A 14,768-nucleotide genomic window follows, 5' to 3' on the forward strand; every position below is an offset into this window, starting at 1 on the left:
GCCCCAACCCGTCCCCGTATGCGGGACGATTCCTGGTATGACCGCTCGTGCGACCCTCCCCTACGGCTCCTGGCCCTCCCCCATCTCCGCAGCCGACGTCGCCCGCGCCCGGCTGCGCCTCAGTTTCCCCACCGTGGCGGGCAGCGACGTGTGGTGGCAGGAGACGCGACCCGAGGAGGGCGGTCGAACGACGGTCGTCCATCTGAAGGGCGGTCACCGCACCGAACTCCTCCATGCGCCCTGGGACGCCCGTACGCGCGTCCACGAGTACGGCGGGCGGTCGTACCTGCCCGTCCGCACCGAGTCCGGGCTGTCGATCGTGTTCTCCAACTACGAGGACCAGCGCCTCCACCGGTTGGACGAGGGCGACCCGAAGCCGTACCCGCTTACCCCTGAGCCCGCCGTCCCGGCCGGGCTGCGCTTCGCCGACTACGTCCTGTCCCCCGACGGGACGGAGATCTGGTGCGTCTGCGAGGGCCACATCGCCGAGCAGCGGGAGCAGCCGGAGGGGGCCGGGGCTCCCGCGGACGACAAGCCCGCGGGCACCGGGATCCGCCGCGCCATCGTCGCCGTCCCGCTGGACGGCAGCGCCGCCGAGGACGCGGGCGCCATCCGCGAGCTGGTCACCGGCGCCGGTTTCTACGCCTCGCCCGCGCCGTCGCCGGGCGGCGGCCACCTGGCGTGGGTGCAGTGGAACCACCCGCGCATGCCGTGGGACGGCACCGAGCTGCGCGTCGCGGCCCTGGAGGACGGAGCGGCGGTCGCGCCCCGCACCGTCAAGGGCGGCCTCACCGAGTCGGCGCTGGCGCCGCTGTGGCGGGACGACGAGTCCCTGTACGTCATCTCCGACTGGCCGGGCTGGTGGAACATCTACCAGGTCGGCCTGCACGGCGAGTCGCCGCAGGCGCTGTACCCGGCGGAGGAGGAGTTCGCCGGGCCGCTGTGGCACCTCGGCGGCATGCCGTACGCGCTGCTCGGCGACGGGCGGCTCGCCGTCCTGCACGGCGAGGGCGACCTGCGGCTCGGCGTCTACGACCCGGAGACGCTCGACCTCATCGACCTGGACGTCCCGTACGAGCACTGGCAGACCGCCCTGTCCACGGACGGCGGGACGATCGTCGGCATCGCGGGCGGCCCCGACCTGCCGACCTCGGTCGTCCGGGTCGACACCACGACCGGGCGGGTCGAGGGCCTGCGCCGCGAGCTCGCCGAGGTCCCGGACGTCGCGTACCTGTCGAAGCCCCGCGCCGAGCAGGTGGACGGCCCGTTCGGACGTCCCGTCCACGCCTACGTCTTCCCGCCCGCCAACCCGGAGGCCGCCGGGCCCGAGGGCGAGCTGCCGCCGTACGTCGTGTTCGTGCACGGCGGTCCGACCGGACGCGTGTCCAAGGCGCTCGATTTGGAACGCGCCTACTTCACCAGCCGGGGCATCGGCGTCATCGACGTCAACTACGGCGGGTCGACCGGGCACGGCCGCGCCTACCGCGAGCGGCTGCGCCGCCAGTGGGGCGTCGTCGACGTCGAGGACGCGGTCGCCGCCGCGCGCTTCCTCATCGACGGCGGCATCGCCGACCCGGCCCGCCTCGCGATCCGCGGCGGCTCCGCCGGCGGCTGGACGACGCTCGCCGCGATCACCCAGACCGACGTGTTCAAGGCCGCGACGTCCTACTACGGGATCAGCGACCTGCAGAGCTTCGCCGCCGCCACCCACGACTTCGAGTCGCACTACCTGTTCGGGCTGATCGGGCCGCTGCCCGGTTTCGAGCGCGCCTACGAGGAGCGGTCGCCGCTCGGGCACGCCGACCGGACGGCATGCCCCGTCCTGCTCCTCCAGGGCCTGAACGACCCGGTCGTCCCGGCCGACCAGTCGGAGCGCTTCGCGGCCGCGCTCGCCGCGAAGAAGACCCCGTACGCCTACCTGACGTTCGAGGGCGAGTCGCACGGCTTCCGGCGCGCCGACACGGTGATCCGCTGCCTGGAGGCGGAGCTGGCGTTCTACGGCCAGACGCTCGGCTTCGAGCCGCGCGGCGTCCAGCCGATCACCCTGACCGCTTCCTGACCCGCACACCCGTCCGCCCCGACTCCAGAGCCGGGACGGACGGGGCACCCGGGGGCAGACGGGCCCTCAGCGGGCAGGCCGGGCCGGTCAGCGGGCCGAGGTCGATCAGCGGGCGAACTCGATGGCGCGGGACTCGCGGACGACGGTGACGCGGATCTGCCCCGGGTAGGTCAGCTCGTCCTCGACCTGCTTGGCGATGTCCCGCGCGATGACCTGCGCCTGGATGTCATCGACGGAGTCGGGCTTGACCATGACCCGGATCTCCCGCCCGGCCTGCATCGCGAAGACCTTCTCGACGCCCTCGTGCTTGTCGCGGGCGATCTCCTCCAGCCGCTCCAGGCGCTTGACGTACGCCTCCAGCGACTCGCGGCGCGCTCCCGGACGGCTGCCGCTGATCGCGTCCGCCGCCTGGGTGAGCACCGCCTCCACCGTCCGGACCTCGACCTCGTTGTGGTGCGCCTCGATCGCGTGGACGACGTCCTCGTGCTCGCCGTACCTGCGGGCGATCTCCGCGCCGATCAGCGCGTGGCTGCCCTCCACCTCGTGGGTGAGCGCCTTGCCGATGTCGTGCAGCAGAGTGCACCGCTTCGCGATCTCCACCGGCAGCCGCAGCTCGCTCGCCATGATCCCGGCGAGGTGCGCGGACTCGATCAGGTGCTTCAGGACGTTCTGCCCGTACGACGTCCGGTAGCGGAGCTGCCCGAGCAGCGCGATCAGCTCCGGGTGCATGTCGCCGATGCCGACCTCGACCAGCGCGTCCTCGCCGGACCGGACGCAGAGCTGCTCCACGTCGCTCTTGCTGCGCTCGTAGATCTCCTCGATGCGCTGCGGGTGGATCCGGCCGTCCAGGACGAGCTTCTCCAGCGTCAGCCGCCCGACCTCGCGGCGCACCGGGTCGAAGCAGCTCAGCAGCACCGCCTCGGGCGTGTCGTCGATGATCAGGTTGACGCCGGTCGTCGTCTCGAACGCGCGGATATTGCGGCCCTCGCGGCCGATGATCCGGCCCTTCATCTCGTCGCTCGGCAGGTGCAGCACGGACACCACGGACTCTGCGGTCTGCTCGCTCGCCACCCGCTGGATGGCCAGCGTCACGATCTTGCGGGCGCGCTTCTCGCCCTCCGCCCGCGCCGTGTTCTCGATCTCCCGGACGATCGGGATCGACTCCCGCTTCGCCTGGTTCTCGATCGCCGCGAGCAGCTCGCCCTTGGCCTGCTCGGCGGTGAGCCCGGCGGCGCCCTCCAGCACCCTGCGCCGCTCCTCCTCGACGCCGTCGAGCTCCTCCTTGCGGGCCTCCAGGGACTTCTTCGTCTCGGCGAGGCGTCCGGACCACTCCTCCAGGCGGCGGACCTCGCCGTCCAGCCGCTGCTCCCGCTCGGCGAGGCGGGCCTCCCGGCGCTCCAGGTCCTCCCGGACGGCGCGGAGGTCGTCGCGAAGCGTCCGGCCCTCGTCCTCGGCCTCAGCGCGGGCCGTCGCGGCGATCTCACGCGCGTCCCGCTCGGCCTTCTCCAGGACGGCCGCTGCCTGGCGTTCGGCCCTCGTCCGGATCTCGTCGGCCTCGCTGTGCGCCCGGGCCAGCTCCGCCGCGGCCTTGCCGGGCGTGCCCGGCCGCCGCGACACGACGATCACGAGAGCGACCAGGGTCACCAGCAGCGCTGCACCCAGCAGGACGCTCTCCATGAGGCAGATCCTTCCTCGCCGCGGGTCCGTCCGGAGTCGGGACCCTGCCTAGCGAGGATTTACTCGCGCTCAGCGGACGACCGAAGGCACGACCGAGCGGGGCCGCGCACCGCGCGCACCCGGTGATTCGGCCGCTTCCGGTCGGCGAACGTGTCCTGTATGCCTCTCAGCCGCTGGAACGTGCTCGGTCGTATGGCAATCCGCGAGACGCGGAGTAACTCCTCACTGCCGTAACGGTAAGCGGCATGGAGGTAATGAGCAAGCAAACGCAGGGCATTCCGGACTAACCGAACGTCAACGTGAGTCCTTCCTTACCGCCCTTCTTGACCGCGTTCACCCTCCTGACCTGCCCCCGAACCCCGGGTCAGACCCATGCCTCACCCCGCCGTTCCAGCCACCCCCCATGTCACCAACACGCCACATGACCCCCACCCGCCCCAACAACCCCCACGCCGACAAGCCCAACACACCACCCGCCACCCGGCGGCAGGCCGCCGGGAGCGCAGCAGGTTGACAACCGCGACATGGCACAACCGAGGCGAGGCCATGGCGACCGAACTCAACAACCGCGGTAGCAGACGCCTCCTGGCAAGAGGTGAGTGATACGGCGACCGAACTCGACAGCCGCGAAGGCAGGCGGGACCCTGGCCCGCCGAAGTAAGTGGCATGGCGGCCGAACTCGGCAGACGCCCCCGAGCGAGGGCATGGCACGGGCGAGCGAACTCGACAGTTCCGCTGACAGGCGGCCCTCCTCCTGATCCTCCTGGCGGGAGGGGCATGACGGGCGGACTCACAGTCGGGATGACAGGCGGCATTGATGAGGTGTGGGTGGCATGGCGGGCGGACTCGACAGCCGCGGTAGCAGGCACCCCTCCGTGAGGGGTGGTTCGGACTTGGTCGGTCAGGGGTGGAGGTTCGGGGGTTCGGCTTAGTCGTTCGGGGGCGGGGGTTCGGGGAGGGCTTCGGGGTCGGCGCCCTCTTCGGCCAGGGCCTCTTTGACCAGGCGGTAGGAGAGGGCGGGCGAGTAGCCCTTGCGTGCGAGCATGCCCACCAAGCGGCGCATGCGCTTGGTCGGGTCGACGCCTCTGGTGGACCGGAGCTTGCGGTCCACCAGGGCGCGGGCGGTGTGTTCCTCCTGCTCCGGGTCGAGAGCGTCGACGGCGTCGTTGACGGTCTCGTCCGCGACGCCGCGACGGCGGAGTTCAGCGGCGAGGGCCCGTTTCGCCAGCCCACGCCCGGTGTGCCTGGACTGCACCCACGCCTGAGCGAAAGCCTCATCGTCGATCAGCCCGGCGGCGGTGAGACGGTCGAGAACACGGTCGGCCACATCATCGGGGACGCTCTTGCGACGCAACGCATCCGCGAGCTGCGCCCGCGTACGAGGCGACGACGTGAGCAAACGCAAGCAGTGCTCCCGCGCAGCGGCCTCCCCACCCGCCGCGCCAGTACCGCCCGCCGCCCCGCCAGATGACTTGCGACCCGATGACCTGCCACCCGGCGACTGACCGCCCGGCAGCACGGCACCCGTTGCCCCGGCAGTACCCGTCGACTCGATGCCCGCCGACTCCACGTCCTGCGACGATGCGCCAGGCCGTTCGGGCTTCTCCGGTGCCGTGCCCCGTGGATCCGCGCACGCCGACTCCACGCCCTGCGGAAGTGCGCCCTGCGACATGTTGTCCGGCCGTTCGACCTTCTGCGGCACCATGCCCCACGGGTTAACGCCCGCAGGCTCCACACCCTGCGGCGATGCGCCCGGCTGCTCGGCGCTCTGCGGCACCGTGCCCCATGGGTTAACGCCCGCTGGCTCTACGCCCTGCGGCGGTTCGCCCGGCGGTTCGGCGTCTTGCGGTGCCGTGCCCCACGGGTTCGCGCCCGCGAACCCCGGCCCCTTCGGAAGCGCGGTCGACCGTTCGGCGCTCTGGGGCGTCGTGCCCCATGGATTCGCGTCTGCTGACTCCGCGCCCTGCGGCTTTTCGGCGTCTTGCGGTGCCGTGTTCCAGGGATTCGCGCCCGCGAACCCCGGGCTCCTCGGAAGCGCGGCCGGCCGTTCGGCGCCCTGGGGCGTCGTGCCCCATGGGTTCGTGTCCGCCGACTGCGCGTCCGGCAGCATGGTGGCCGATGACTCGGCGTCTGCCGACTCCGAATCTGGGCGCACCGTACGCGGTCGTTCGGCGCTCTGCGGCTCCGTGACCTGGGACTCTGTTCCCCATGACTCCGTGTCCGGGAGTGGTGGGTCTGGTTGGTCGGTGGTCATGGTGCCGTGGGCCCGGGTGGGGTGGGGAGCCTGGGAGCGGCGGCGCCGTCGGGGAAGGTCCGCGCACCGGTCGTGTGGTGTCGGGTAAGGCGCCGCCGCCCTGCATACGCGATCATCGCTTACTCATCGTCAAGAGTCACCCTTATCGGGGCATTCTCCGTCAGGAATCACCCGGCTTGGCCTTCGCGGCCTTCCGGCTCACGGGCTTGGCGGCGGGCGTGATGGCCGGGGCGGCGGGCGGCGCGGGGACTCCGTCCGGGGTGGACGGCTCGGCCTCCTTGTCGACCTTCGGGCCGATGCCGAGCTTCTCCTTGATCTTCTTCTCGATGCCGTCCGCGAGGTCGGGGTTGGCCTTGAGGAAGTTGCGGGCGTTCTCCTTGCCCTGGCCGAGCTGGTCGCCGTCGTAGGTGTACCAGGCGCCCGACTTGCGGACGAAGCCGTGCTCCACGCCGAGGTCGATCAGGCCGCCCTCGCGGCTGATGCCCTGGCCGTACAGCAGGTCGAAGTCGGCGACGCGGAACGGCGGGGCCATCTTGTTCTTGACGACCTTGACGCGGACGCGGTTGCCCACGGCCTCGGTGCCGTCCTTGAGGGTCTCGATGCGGCGCACGTCCAGCCGGACGGAGGCGTAGAACTTCAGCGCCCGGCCGCCGGTGGTGGTCTCCGGGGAGCCGAACATGACGCCGACCTTCTCGCGGAGCTGGTTGATGAAGATGGCGGTGGTCTTGGTCTGGTTGATCGCGCCGGTGAGCTTGCGCAGCGCCTGCGACATGAGGCGGGCCTGGAGGCCGACGTGGCTGTCGCCCATCTCGCCCTCGATCTCGGCGCGCGGGACGAGCGCGGCGACCGAGTCGATGACGATGACGTCGATCGCGCCGGAGCGGATCAGCATGTCGGTGATCTCCAGCGCCTGCTCGCCGGTGTCGGGCTGGGAGACCAGCAGCGCGTCGATGTCGACGCCGAGCTTGGACGCGTACTCGGGGTCGAGCGCGTGCTCCGCGTCGACGAACGCGGCGATGCCGCCCTTCTTCTGCACGCTCGCCACCGCGTGCAGCGCGAGCGACGACTTGCCGGAGCCCTCGGGGCCGTACACCTCGACGACCCGGCCGCGCGGCAGGCCGCCGATGCCGAGCGCGATGTCGAGGGAGATGGCGCCGGTGGGGATGATCTCGACGGGCGCGCGCGCCTCCTCGCCCATCCGCATGACCGATCCCTTGCCGAACTGCCGCTCGATCTGGGCGAGTGCGGTTTCGAGAGCCTTCTCCCGGTCGTTCGCTGCCATTGAGATGTCCTTCTCGTCGTGACTGTCGGCTCTCGGCCGCTGCTTGCGATGTCGAGGGCGACGTTACGGCGGGCCTCCGACACTTTCGAGTCGCGGGCGCGATTGTGGATAACGCCGCGTGCCGCACCAGCGTACCGAACATCCGTTCGATCATCGTCCGATACGTCGATTCGCGTGGATTCTCCGTGCGTTCCGTGCTCTGGACCCCGTACGCTGGCGCCGTCCACGGAGGGTTCCAATCATGACGCTGACCGTTCTCTTCTGCGTCGATCCGCTCCACCCTCGGCGCGTTGACCCCCATTTCTCCCGCGAGGCCGCGGCCGTGCGGGACCACTACGGCGAGATAGCCCTGATCGACCACGACGCGGTCCGCCGCGGCGACGTGGACGACGCGGTCCGTGCGGTGCCCCCCGATCTGGGTCCCGTCTGGTACCGCGGCTGGATGGTAACCGCGGCGGAGTACGCCGCGATGTCCGCGGCCTTGAAACAACGCGGGACGGTCCTGCTCACACATCCTGACGACTACAGGCGCGCCCACGAACTGCCCGGCTGGCATGACACGTTCGCCGGACTGACCCCGCACAGTGTGTGGCGTCCCCTCCGTCCGGGCCAGGACCCAGGCGACCTGAGCGAACTCGGTGAACTCGTCCGGTCGCTGCAGAACGGGCCGGGCATCGTCAAGGACTACGTGAAGTCGTGCAAGCACGAATGGGAGGAGGCGTGCTTCGTCCCGGACGTGAGAAATCTCGCTCAGCTACACCACATCGCCTCCAAGATGGTCGCTCTGCGGGACGAGCATCTGACCGGGGGCCTCGTCGTGCGCGAGTTCGAGCACTACGACGGCGACGGTGAGGCGCGCGTGTGGTGGGTGGACGGCGAGCCCGCCCTGGTGGGGCCGCACCCCGACAGCCCCGGCGTGGAGCCCGATCCCGACCTGGACATCGTGGCCCCGGCCGTGCGCGCGCTCGGCTGCCGGTTCATCACGACCGATCTCGCCCGCCGGACGGACGGCGCGTGGCGCGTGGTGGAGGTCGGCGACGGTCAGGTCAGCGATCTGCCCACGTCCGTGGACGCGATGGACCTCTACGCGCACCTGCCCGTTCCGGACTGACCCTCGTCGAAGGCCCACACGGCGCACGACCGGACAGGCCCGCCCTCGCTATCGGAGTGTGGAGGGGACGTCGAACGTGGCGACGACAGCCTGCCAGACCTTCTTGGCGGATTCGCCGTCGGCGAGGGCCTGCTCGATGGTGCGGCCGTCCAGTTCGGCCATGACGTAGTCCTTGGCCACGCTCTCGGCGTAGGACTCGCCGAACTGCTGCCTCATCCGATCCCAGAAGACTGTGAGCCGCACCTGTCCACGCTATCCGACGGACCGGTCCCCCAAGGACCGCACGATCTCGCCGGGCACCCCGGTATCGGTCCCCTGGCGGTGCAGACCGGTCAGGTAGCGCTCGACCGCTTCGATGACGCGGGCCGTCCGGTAGGAGGGGAAGACGTCGAACGCGTGCTGGGCGCCCTTCATCTCGGCGTAGATGACGGGTGCCGCTGAGACGTCCCGTAGCCGTTCGACGAATCGGTGTGCCTCAACCACGGGGATCAGTGAGTCGCGGCTGCCGTGGACGACGAAGAAGGGCGGCGCGTCCTCGCGGATGTACGTGACGGGGGAAGCCTTGGCGTACACCTCCGGGTTGGCGGCGAAAGGCTGCTTGATGACCATCCGTTCCAGGAGGTGTGTGGAGCCCATGGGACGTGGCCATGGCCCGGCCTCGAAGAAGTTGTAGACGCCGTAGAACGGGACGGCACCGCGCACGCTCGTGTCGACGTCCTCGAAGCCCGGTTGGAATTCCGGCAGGTTCGCGGTCAGCGCGACCATCGCGGTGAGGTGCCCGCCAGCCGAACCGCCCGTCACGCAGAGGAAATCGGGGTCGGCCCCGTATTCCTCGGCGTGCTGCCTGTACCAGGCGATGAAGTGCTTGAGGTCGATCAGGTGCTCGGGCCAGGTGGCGCGGGGGCTCAGCCGGTAGTTGACGTTGAAGCCGACCCAGCCTTGGACGGCCATGTGGTTGAGGAGCGGTAGCCCTTGCTCACGCTTGTCCCCGATCACCCACGCGCCGCCGTGAATCTGCATGAGTCCGGGACGCACCCGGCCCTCACCATCGGGACGGTAGACGTCCGCTTTCAGGCGCAGCCGTCCGTCCTGCCGGTACACGATGTTGCGTTCGACGCGCACGCCCCTGCGCGGGATCAGGCACAGCGGCGGCACGACCAGGTGCGCGAGCGGATAACGGGGCGCGTCCTCCGGATCCAGGTCGAGGGGCGCGCCGCAGTCCCGCAGGGTGACGACCGTACGGCGGGTGGCGACGATCGTGGCCGCGAGACCCGCCATGCCAGCGACGGCAAGGACGAGCCCAAGCCAGCCTGCCCAGCCGTCCAGTCCGCCGAACACGGCAGTGAGCGCGGTCGCCACGGCCCAGAAGGCGAGGACATGCGGTGCCATCTCGATGGTCAGCCAACCGCAGAAGAAGCTGGGCACGAGCAGGACGATGTCGCGCCGGGGAGAGTGCGCGTTGGCCGCGGCCAGAGCGAACAGGATCCCGAGAGCGAGGAGGAGGTAGGGCATCGCGGCTCCCTGAAGGGTCCCTGAGGGCGGGTGTCCTACCCGTAGACCTTGCCCGGACAAGCGCTTGCTTACAATGTGACGCGCGCCACTCGGCGGCGGAATGTCAGACCCGCGAGGCACTATGGCGCCATGGCCGGTGACGTGCTCGAACGCTTCTCTCCCGCGACCCGCGAGTGGTTCGCGGGGGCGTTCGCCGCGCCCACCCCCGCCCAGGCCGGGGCGTGGGAGTCGATTTCGAGCGGCGACGACACGCTCGTCGTGGCGCCGACCGGCTCCGGAAAGACCCTCGCCGCGTTCCTGTGGTCGCTCGACCGGCTCGCGGCCGGCGACGACCCGGCCGAGCCGCTGCGCCGCTGCCGCGTCCTGTACGTGTCGCCGCTGAAGGCCCTCGCCGTCGACGTCGAGCGCAACCTGCGCGCCCCGCTGACCGGCATTCGGCACGCGGCGCGGCGCCTCGGCCTGCCCGAGCCGGACGTCCGCGTCGGGATGCGGTCGGGCGACACCCCGGCCGACGAGCGCCGCCGGCTGGCCGTGAAACCGCCCGACATCCTGATCACGACGCCGGAGTCGCTGTTCCTGATCCTCACCTCGCAGGCGCGCGAGTCGCTGCGCGGGGTCGAGACCGTCATCGTCGACGAGGTGCACGCGGTGGCGGGCACCAAGCGCGGCGCGCACCTGGCGCTGTCCCTCGAACGCCTGGACGCACTGCTCGAACGTCCGGCCCAGCGCATCGGGCTGTCGGCGACCGTCCGTCCGACCGACGAGGTGGCGGCCTTCCTGGGCGGGACGAAGCCGGCCGCCGTCGTCCAGCCGCCCTCGGACAAGGTGTTCGACCTCGACATCGTCGTCCCCGTGGAGGACATGGGCGAGGTCGGCCAGTTCGTCGACGACTCCGGTACGGCCGACGCCCGCCAGCGCAGCATCTGGCCCCATGTCGAAGACCGCCTGCTCGACCTCATCCAGGCGCACCGCTCCACGCTGGTGTTCGCCAACTCCCGGCGGTTGGCGGAGAGGCTCTGCGGACGCCTGAACGAACTCGCCTATGAGCGCGCGACCGGTGTGCCCATCCCCGAGAACCATTCCCCTGCCGAATTGATGGCCGAGGCGGGGTCGGCCAAGGGGGCGCCTTCAGAAATCGCCCGTGCGCACCACGGTTCCGTGTCCAAGGAGGAGCGGGCGGGCATCGAGAACGCGTTGAAGGAGGGCCGCCTACCGGCGGTCGTGGCGACGTCCAGCCTGGAGTTGGGCATCGACATGGGAGCCGTCGACCTGGTCGTCCAGGTGGAGTCGCCGCCGTCGGTGGCCAACGGGCTCCAGCGGGTCGGGCGCGCGGGCCACCAGGTGGGCGCCGTGTCCAAGGGGGTCATCTTCCCCAAGTACCGGGGCGACCTCGTCCAGACGGCGGTGGTGGCCGAACGCATGCGCGGCGGCGAGATCGAGGAACTGCGCTACCCGCGCAACCCGCTGGACGTCCTCGCACAGCAGATCGTCGCCATGGTCGCCATGGACGAGTGGACCGTCGACGACCTGGAGTCGCTGGTCAAGCGGGCCGCCCCCTACGCGACGCTCCCGCGCTCGGCGCTTGAGGCCACCCTGGACATGCTCGCCGGCCGCTATCCCAGCGACGAGTTCGGCGAACTCCGTCCCCGCCTCGTGTGGGACCGCGTGACCGGCATCCTGCGCGAACGTCCAGGAGCACAGCGTCTCGCGGTGACCAGCGGGGGGACGATCCCAGACCGCGGCCTGTTCGGCGTGTTCCTCGTCGGTGAGAAGGCGTCCCGGGTGGGCGAACTCGATGAGGAAATGGTCTACGAGTCACGCGTCGGAGACGTGTTCGTCCTCGGCGCGAGTTCTTGGCGCATCGAGGACATCACCCCCGACCGCGTCCTCGTCTCTCCCGCGCCCGGCCAGCCGGGCAAGCTCCCGTTCTGGCACGGTGACACGCTCGGACGTCCCGCCGAGCTGGGCAGGGCGCTCGGATCGTTCACCCGCGAGCTGTCCGCTCTGCCCGGGGACGACGCCCGCGCACGCGTCTCCGCCGCCGGGCTGGACGACTGGGCGTCCGCCAACCTCGTCTCCTACGTCACCGAGCAGCGGGAGGCCACGGGCCACGTCCCCGACGACCGGACGATGGTCGTCGAACGGTTCCGCGACGAACTCGGCGACTGGCGTATGGTCGTCCACTCGCCGCTGGGCGCCCGGGTGCACGCGCCCTGGGCCCTCGCCATAGCGGGCCGCCTGCGCGAACGGTACGGGGTCGACGGGCAGGCCATGCACGCCGACGACGGCATCGTCATCCGCATCCCCGACATGGACGAGCCACCCGGCCTCGATCTCGCCGTCTTCGACGCCGACGACATCGAGCGCATCGTGGTGGACGAGTTGGGCGGCTCCGCCTTGTTCGCCGCCCGGTTCCGTGAATGCGCGGCGCGTTCGCTGCTGCTGCCGCGCCGCCGTCCTGACAAGCGGATGCCGCTCTGGCAGCAACGCCAACGGGCCGCGCAACTACTGGCCGTCGCCAGCAAGTACCCGTCGTTCCCCATCGTTCTGGAGACGATGCGGGAGTGCTTGCAGGACGTTTTCGACGTCCCGGGCCTGGTGCAGCTCATGCGCGACATGTCCGGGCGCAAGGTCCGCATGGTCGAGGTGGAGACGCCCGAGCCGTCGCCCTACGCGCGCTCGCTGCTGTTCCGGTACATCGGCGCGTTCATGTACGAGGGCGACTCGCCCCTCGCCGAACGCCGCGCCCAGGCACTCGCGCTCGACTCCGCGCTGCTCGCCGAACTGCTCGGCCAGGCCGACCTGCGCGAACTCCTCGACCCGGACGCCGTGGCCGAGATCGAACGCGAACTCCAACGCCTCACCGCCGACCGCCGCGCCCGCGACATGGAGGGCGTCGCCGACCTCCTCCGCACCCTCGGCCCGCTCACCACGGCAGAGGTCGCCGAACGCGCCAACACGGCTGAACGCGCCGATGTCGTCGAGCACGCCGAAGACGCCGGTACTACCGCACCCGCCAGTGCCACCGAAATCGCTGGGGCTGCCGAACCTGCCGGGGCTGCCGAACCTGCCGGGGTCACCGAACGTGCTGGTATCGGCGAAGGCGGCGGGGGCGTCGAGCCCGGGGCCCTGGTTCAGGCGTCGCGGTGGTTGGCTGAGTTGGAGGGGACGCGGCGGGCGATCCGGGTCCGGGTCGCGGGCGAGGAGCGGTGGGCCGCGATCGAGGACGCCGGGCGGCTCCGCGACGCGCTCGGCGCGCCGCTGCCGGTGGGCATCCCGGAGGCGTTCCTCGAACCGGTCGACGACCCGCTCGGCGACCTGGTCTCCCGGTACGCGCGCACCCACGGCCCGTTCCGGGCGGGCGAGGCCGCCGCGCGCTTCGGCCTCGGCGTGGCCGTCGTCGTCGAGACGCTGCGCAGGCTGGCCGGAGCCGGGCGCGTGGCCGAGGGCGAGTTCCTCCCCGTCGAGACCGTGTCGGGCCCGCTGACCGGCGAATGGTGCGACACCGGCGTGCTGCGGACGCTCCGCCGCCGCTCGCTGGCCCGGCTCCGCGCCGAGGTCGAGCCGTCCCCGCCCGAGGCGCTCGGCCGGTTCCTGCCGGTCTGGCATGGAATCACCGGCGGGTCCCGGCTGCGCGGCGTCGATGCGCTCGTCCAGGCGGTCGAGCAGTTGCAGGGCGCGGCGGTGCCCGCGTCCGCGCTGGAGTCGCTGGTGCTGCCCTCGCGCGTGCCCGGCTACTCCCCCGCCATGCTGGACGAGCTGACGTCCGCGGGCGAGGTCGTGTGGGCGGGCCAGGGCGGGCTGCCGGGCGGCGACGGCTGGGTGGCGCTCTACCTGGCCGACACCGCACCGCTGCTGATGCCGGAACCCGCGGAGATCACCCTCACGCCCGTCCACCAGGCCGTCCTGGACACGCTCGGCGACGGTGGCGCGCTCTTCTTCCGGACGCTCTCCGACCGGGTCAACCAGCACGTCACCGCCAACGACCCCGACCTCGTGACCGCCGTCTGGGACCTCGTCTGGTCTGGGCACCTCACCAACGACACCCTGACCCCGCTGCGCGCAGCGCTCGGTTCGGGGCGTCCGACGCACCGGTCGCGGTCGACCCGTCGCGGACGTCCCGTCATGCCGTCCCGGACGGGTCCGCCCACGGTCGGTGGACGCTGGTGGCCGCTCCCCCAGCGGGAATCCACGGCCACATTGCGTTCGCATGCTCTCGCGGAGGCGCTGCTTGAGCGGTACGGCATCGTCATCCGCGGAGCGGTCGCGGCCGAGCGCACGCCCGGCGGGTTCTCCGCCGTCTACCCGGTGCTGCGGGCGTTCGAGGAGACCGGCCGGTGCCGCCGCGGCTACTTCGTCGAGGGCCTCGGCGCCGCGCAGTTCGCGCTGCCCGGCGCCGTCGACCGGCTGCGGGCGCTCCGGCCGGGCCCGGTCGCGCCGGACGACATCTCCGCACTCTGGGAGACGCCGCCCAAGCCCGCCGACCGGGCGCTCATCCTGGCCGCCGCCGACCCCGCCAACCCGTACGGCGCGGCCCTCCCCTGGCCCGAACGCGACGACGAGGTCGCCAGCGGCCACAAGCCCGGACGCAAGGCGGGCGCCCTCGTCGCGCTGGTCGAGGGCCGCCTCGTCCTCTACGTCGAACGCGGCGGCCGGACGCTCCTGACCTGGGACGACGACCCCGCCGTCCTGCAACCGGCGGTCGACGCGCTGGCCCTCGCGGTCCGCGAGGGCGCACTCGGCAAGCTGACCGTCGAACGCGCCGACGGCACAGCGATCACCGACTCCCCGCTGGCCGCCGCCCTGGAATCAGCAGGCTTCCACCCGACCCCCCGCGGCCTCCGCCTCCGCACCTGACCCCACCGCACGCACA

At 71.5% G+C, this 14,768-nt stretch carries 8 protein-coding genes; 3 read left to right on the plus strand and 5 right to left on the minus strand.

Going from position 1 to position 14,768, the window contains the following annotated elements:
- Positions 1-37: 37 nt before the first annotated feature.
- Positions 38-2,059 (plus strand): S9 family peptidase, encoded by a 2,022-nt coding sequence (locus FXF68_RS21275; protein ID WP_148761849.1) that lies wholly within the window; start codon positions 38-40, stop codon positions 2,057-2,059.
- 105 nt (positions 2,060-2,164) lie between these two features.
- On the opposite strand, the gene rny is transcribed toward FXF68_RS21275, so the two are convergent.
- From rny to recA, 3 genes are all read right to left on the minus strand, one after another.
- The gene (rny, locus tag FXF68_RS21280; protein ID WP_148761851.1) at positions 2,165-3,736 is read right to left on the minus strand and encodes a ribonuclease Y; all 1,572 of its coding nucleotides are present in this window, start codon (positions 3,734-3,736) and stop codon (positions 2,165-2,167) included.
- Between the two features lie 928 nt (positions 3,737-4,664).
- Positions 4,665-5,252, minus strand: a complete 588-nt coding sequence (locus tag FXF68_RS43965; RefSeq protein WP_425458612.1) for a regulatory protein RecX — start codon at positions 5,250-5,252, stop codon at positions 4,665-4,667.
- Positions 5,253-6,150: 898 nt separating this feature from the next.
- A complete protein-coding gene (recA, locus tag FXF68_RS21290) occupies positions 6,151-7,272 on the minus strand; it encodes a recombinase RecA (protein ID WP_148761853.1) in 1,122 nt (373 codons plus the stop codon).
- 241 nt (positions 7,273-7,513) lie between these two features.
- Here recA and FXF68_RS21295 point away from each other — a divergent pair, with 241 nt between their 5' ends.
- Positions 7,514-8,383, plus strand: coding sequence for an ATP-grasp domain-containing protein (locus FXF68_RS21295; RefSeq protein ID WP_148352746.1), 870 nt, complete (start codon positions 7,514-7,516; stop codon positions 8,381-8,383).
- A 48-nt stretch (positions 8,384-8,431) separates the two neighbouring features.
- Here FXF68_RS21295 and FXF68_RS21300 read toward each other — a convergent pair whose 3' ends face one another.
- Entirely contained in the window at positions 8,432-8,626 is a 195-nt protein-coding gene (locus FXF68_RS21300; protein ID WP_148761855.1) for a DUF3046 domain-containing protein, read from the minus strand.
- A 9-nt stretch (positions 8,627-8,635) separates the two neighbouring features.
- Positions 8,636-9,895 carry an alpha/beta hydrolase gene (locus FXF68_RS21305; RefSeq protein WP_148761857.1) on the minus strand — a complete coding sequence of 420 codons (1,260 nt, stop codon included), beginning with the start codon at positions 9,893-9,895 and terminating at the stop codon, positions 8,636-8,638.
- Between the two features lie 129 nt (positions 9,896-10,024).
- Between FXF68_RS21305 and FXF68_RS43105 the strand changes: the two genes are divergently transcribed.
- Positions 10,025-14,752: an Lhr family helicase gene (locus FXF68_RS43105; protein ID WP_222870020.1), complete on the plus strand. Its 4,728-nt coding sequence runs from the start codon at positions 10,025-10,027 to the stop codon at positions 14,750-14,752.
- Positions 14,753-14,768 lie beyond the last annotated feature (16 nt).

The sequence above is a fragment of the Actinomadura decatromicini genome (genome assembly GCF_008121305.1).
Taxonomy (GTDB): domain Bacteria; phylum Actinomycetota; class Actinomycetes; order Streptosporangiales; family Streptosporangiaceae; genus Spirillospora; species Spirillospora syzygii.

What these genes read in the sequence shown, in the direction of transcription:
- FXF68_RS43105 (WP_222870020.1), top strand. Translation starts at nt 10,025, where the DNA reads ATGGCCGGTGACGTGCTCGAACGCTTCTCTCCCGCGACCCGCGAGTGG.
- recA (WP_148761853.1), bottom strand. Translation starts at nt 7,272, where the DNA reads ATGGCAGCGAACGACCGGGAGAAGGCTCTCGAAACCGCACTCGCCCAG.
- FXF68_RS21275 (WP_148761849.1), top strand. Translation starts at nt 38, where the DNA reads ATGACCGCTCGTGCGACCCTCCCCTACGGCTCCTGGCCCTCCCCCATC.
- rny (WP_148761851.1), bottom strand. Translation starts at nt 3,736, where the DNA reads ATGGAGAGCGTCCTGCTGGGTGCAGCGCTGCTGGTGACCCTGGTCGCT.
- FXF68_RS21305 (WP_148761857.1), bottom strand. Translation starts at nt 9,895, where the DNA reads ATGCCCTACCTCCTCCTCGCTCTCGGGATCCTGTTCGCTCTGGCCGCG.
- FXF68_RS21295 (WP_148352746.1), top strand. Translation starts at nt 7,514, where the DNA reads ATGACGCTGACCGTTCTCTTCTGCGTCGATCCGCTCCACCCTCGGCGC.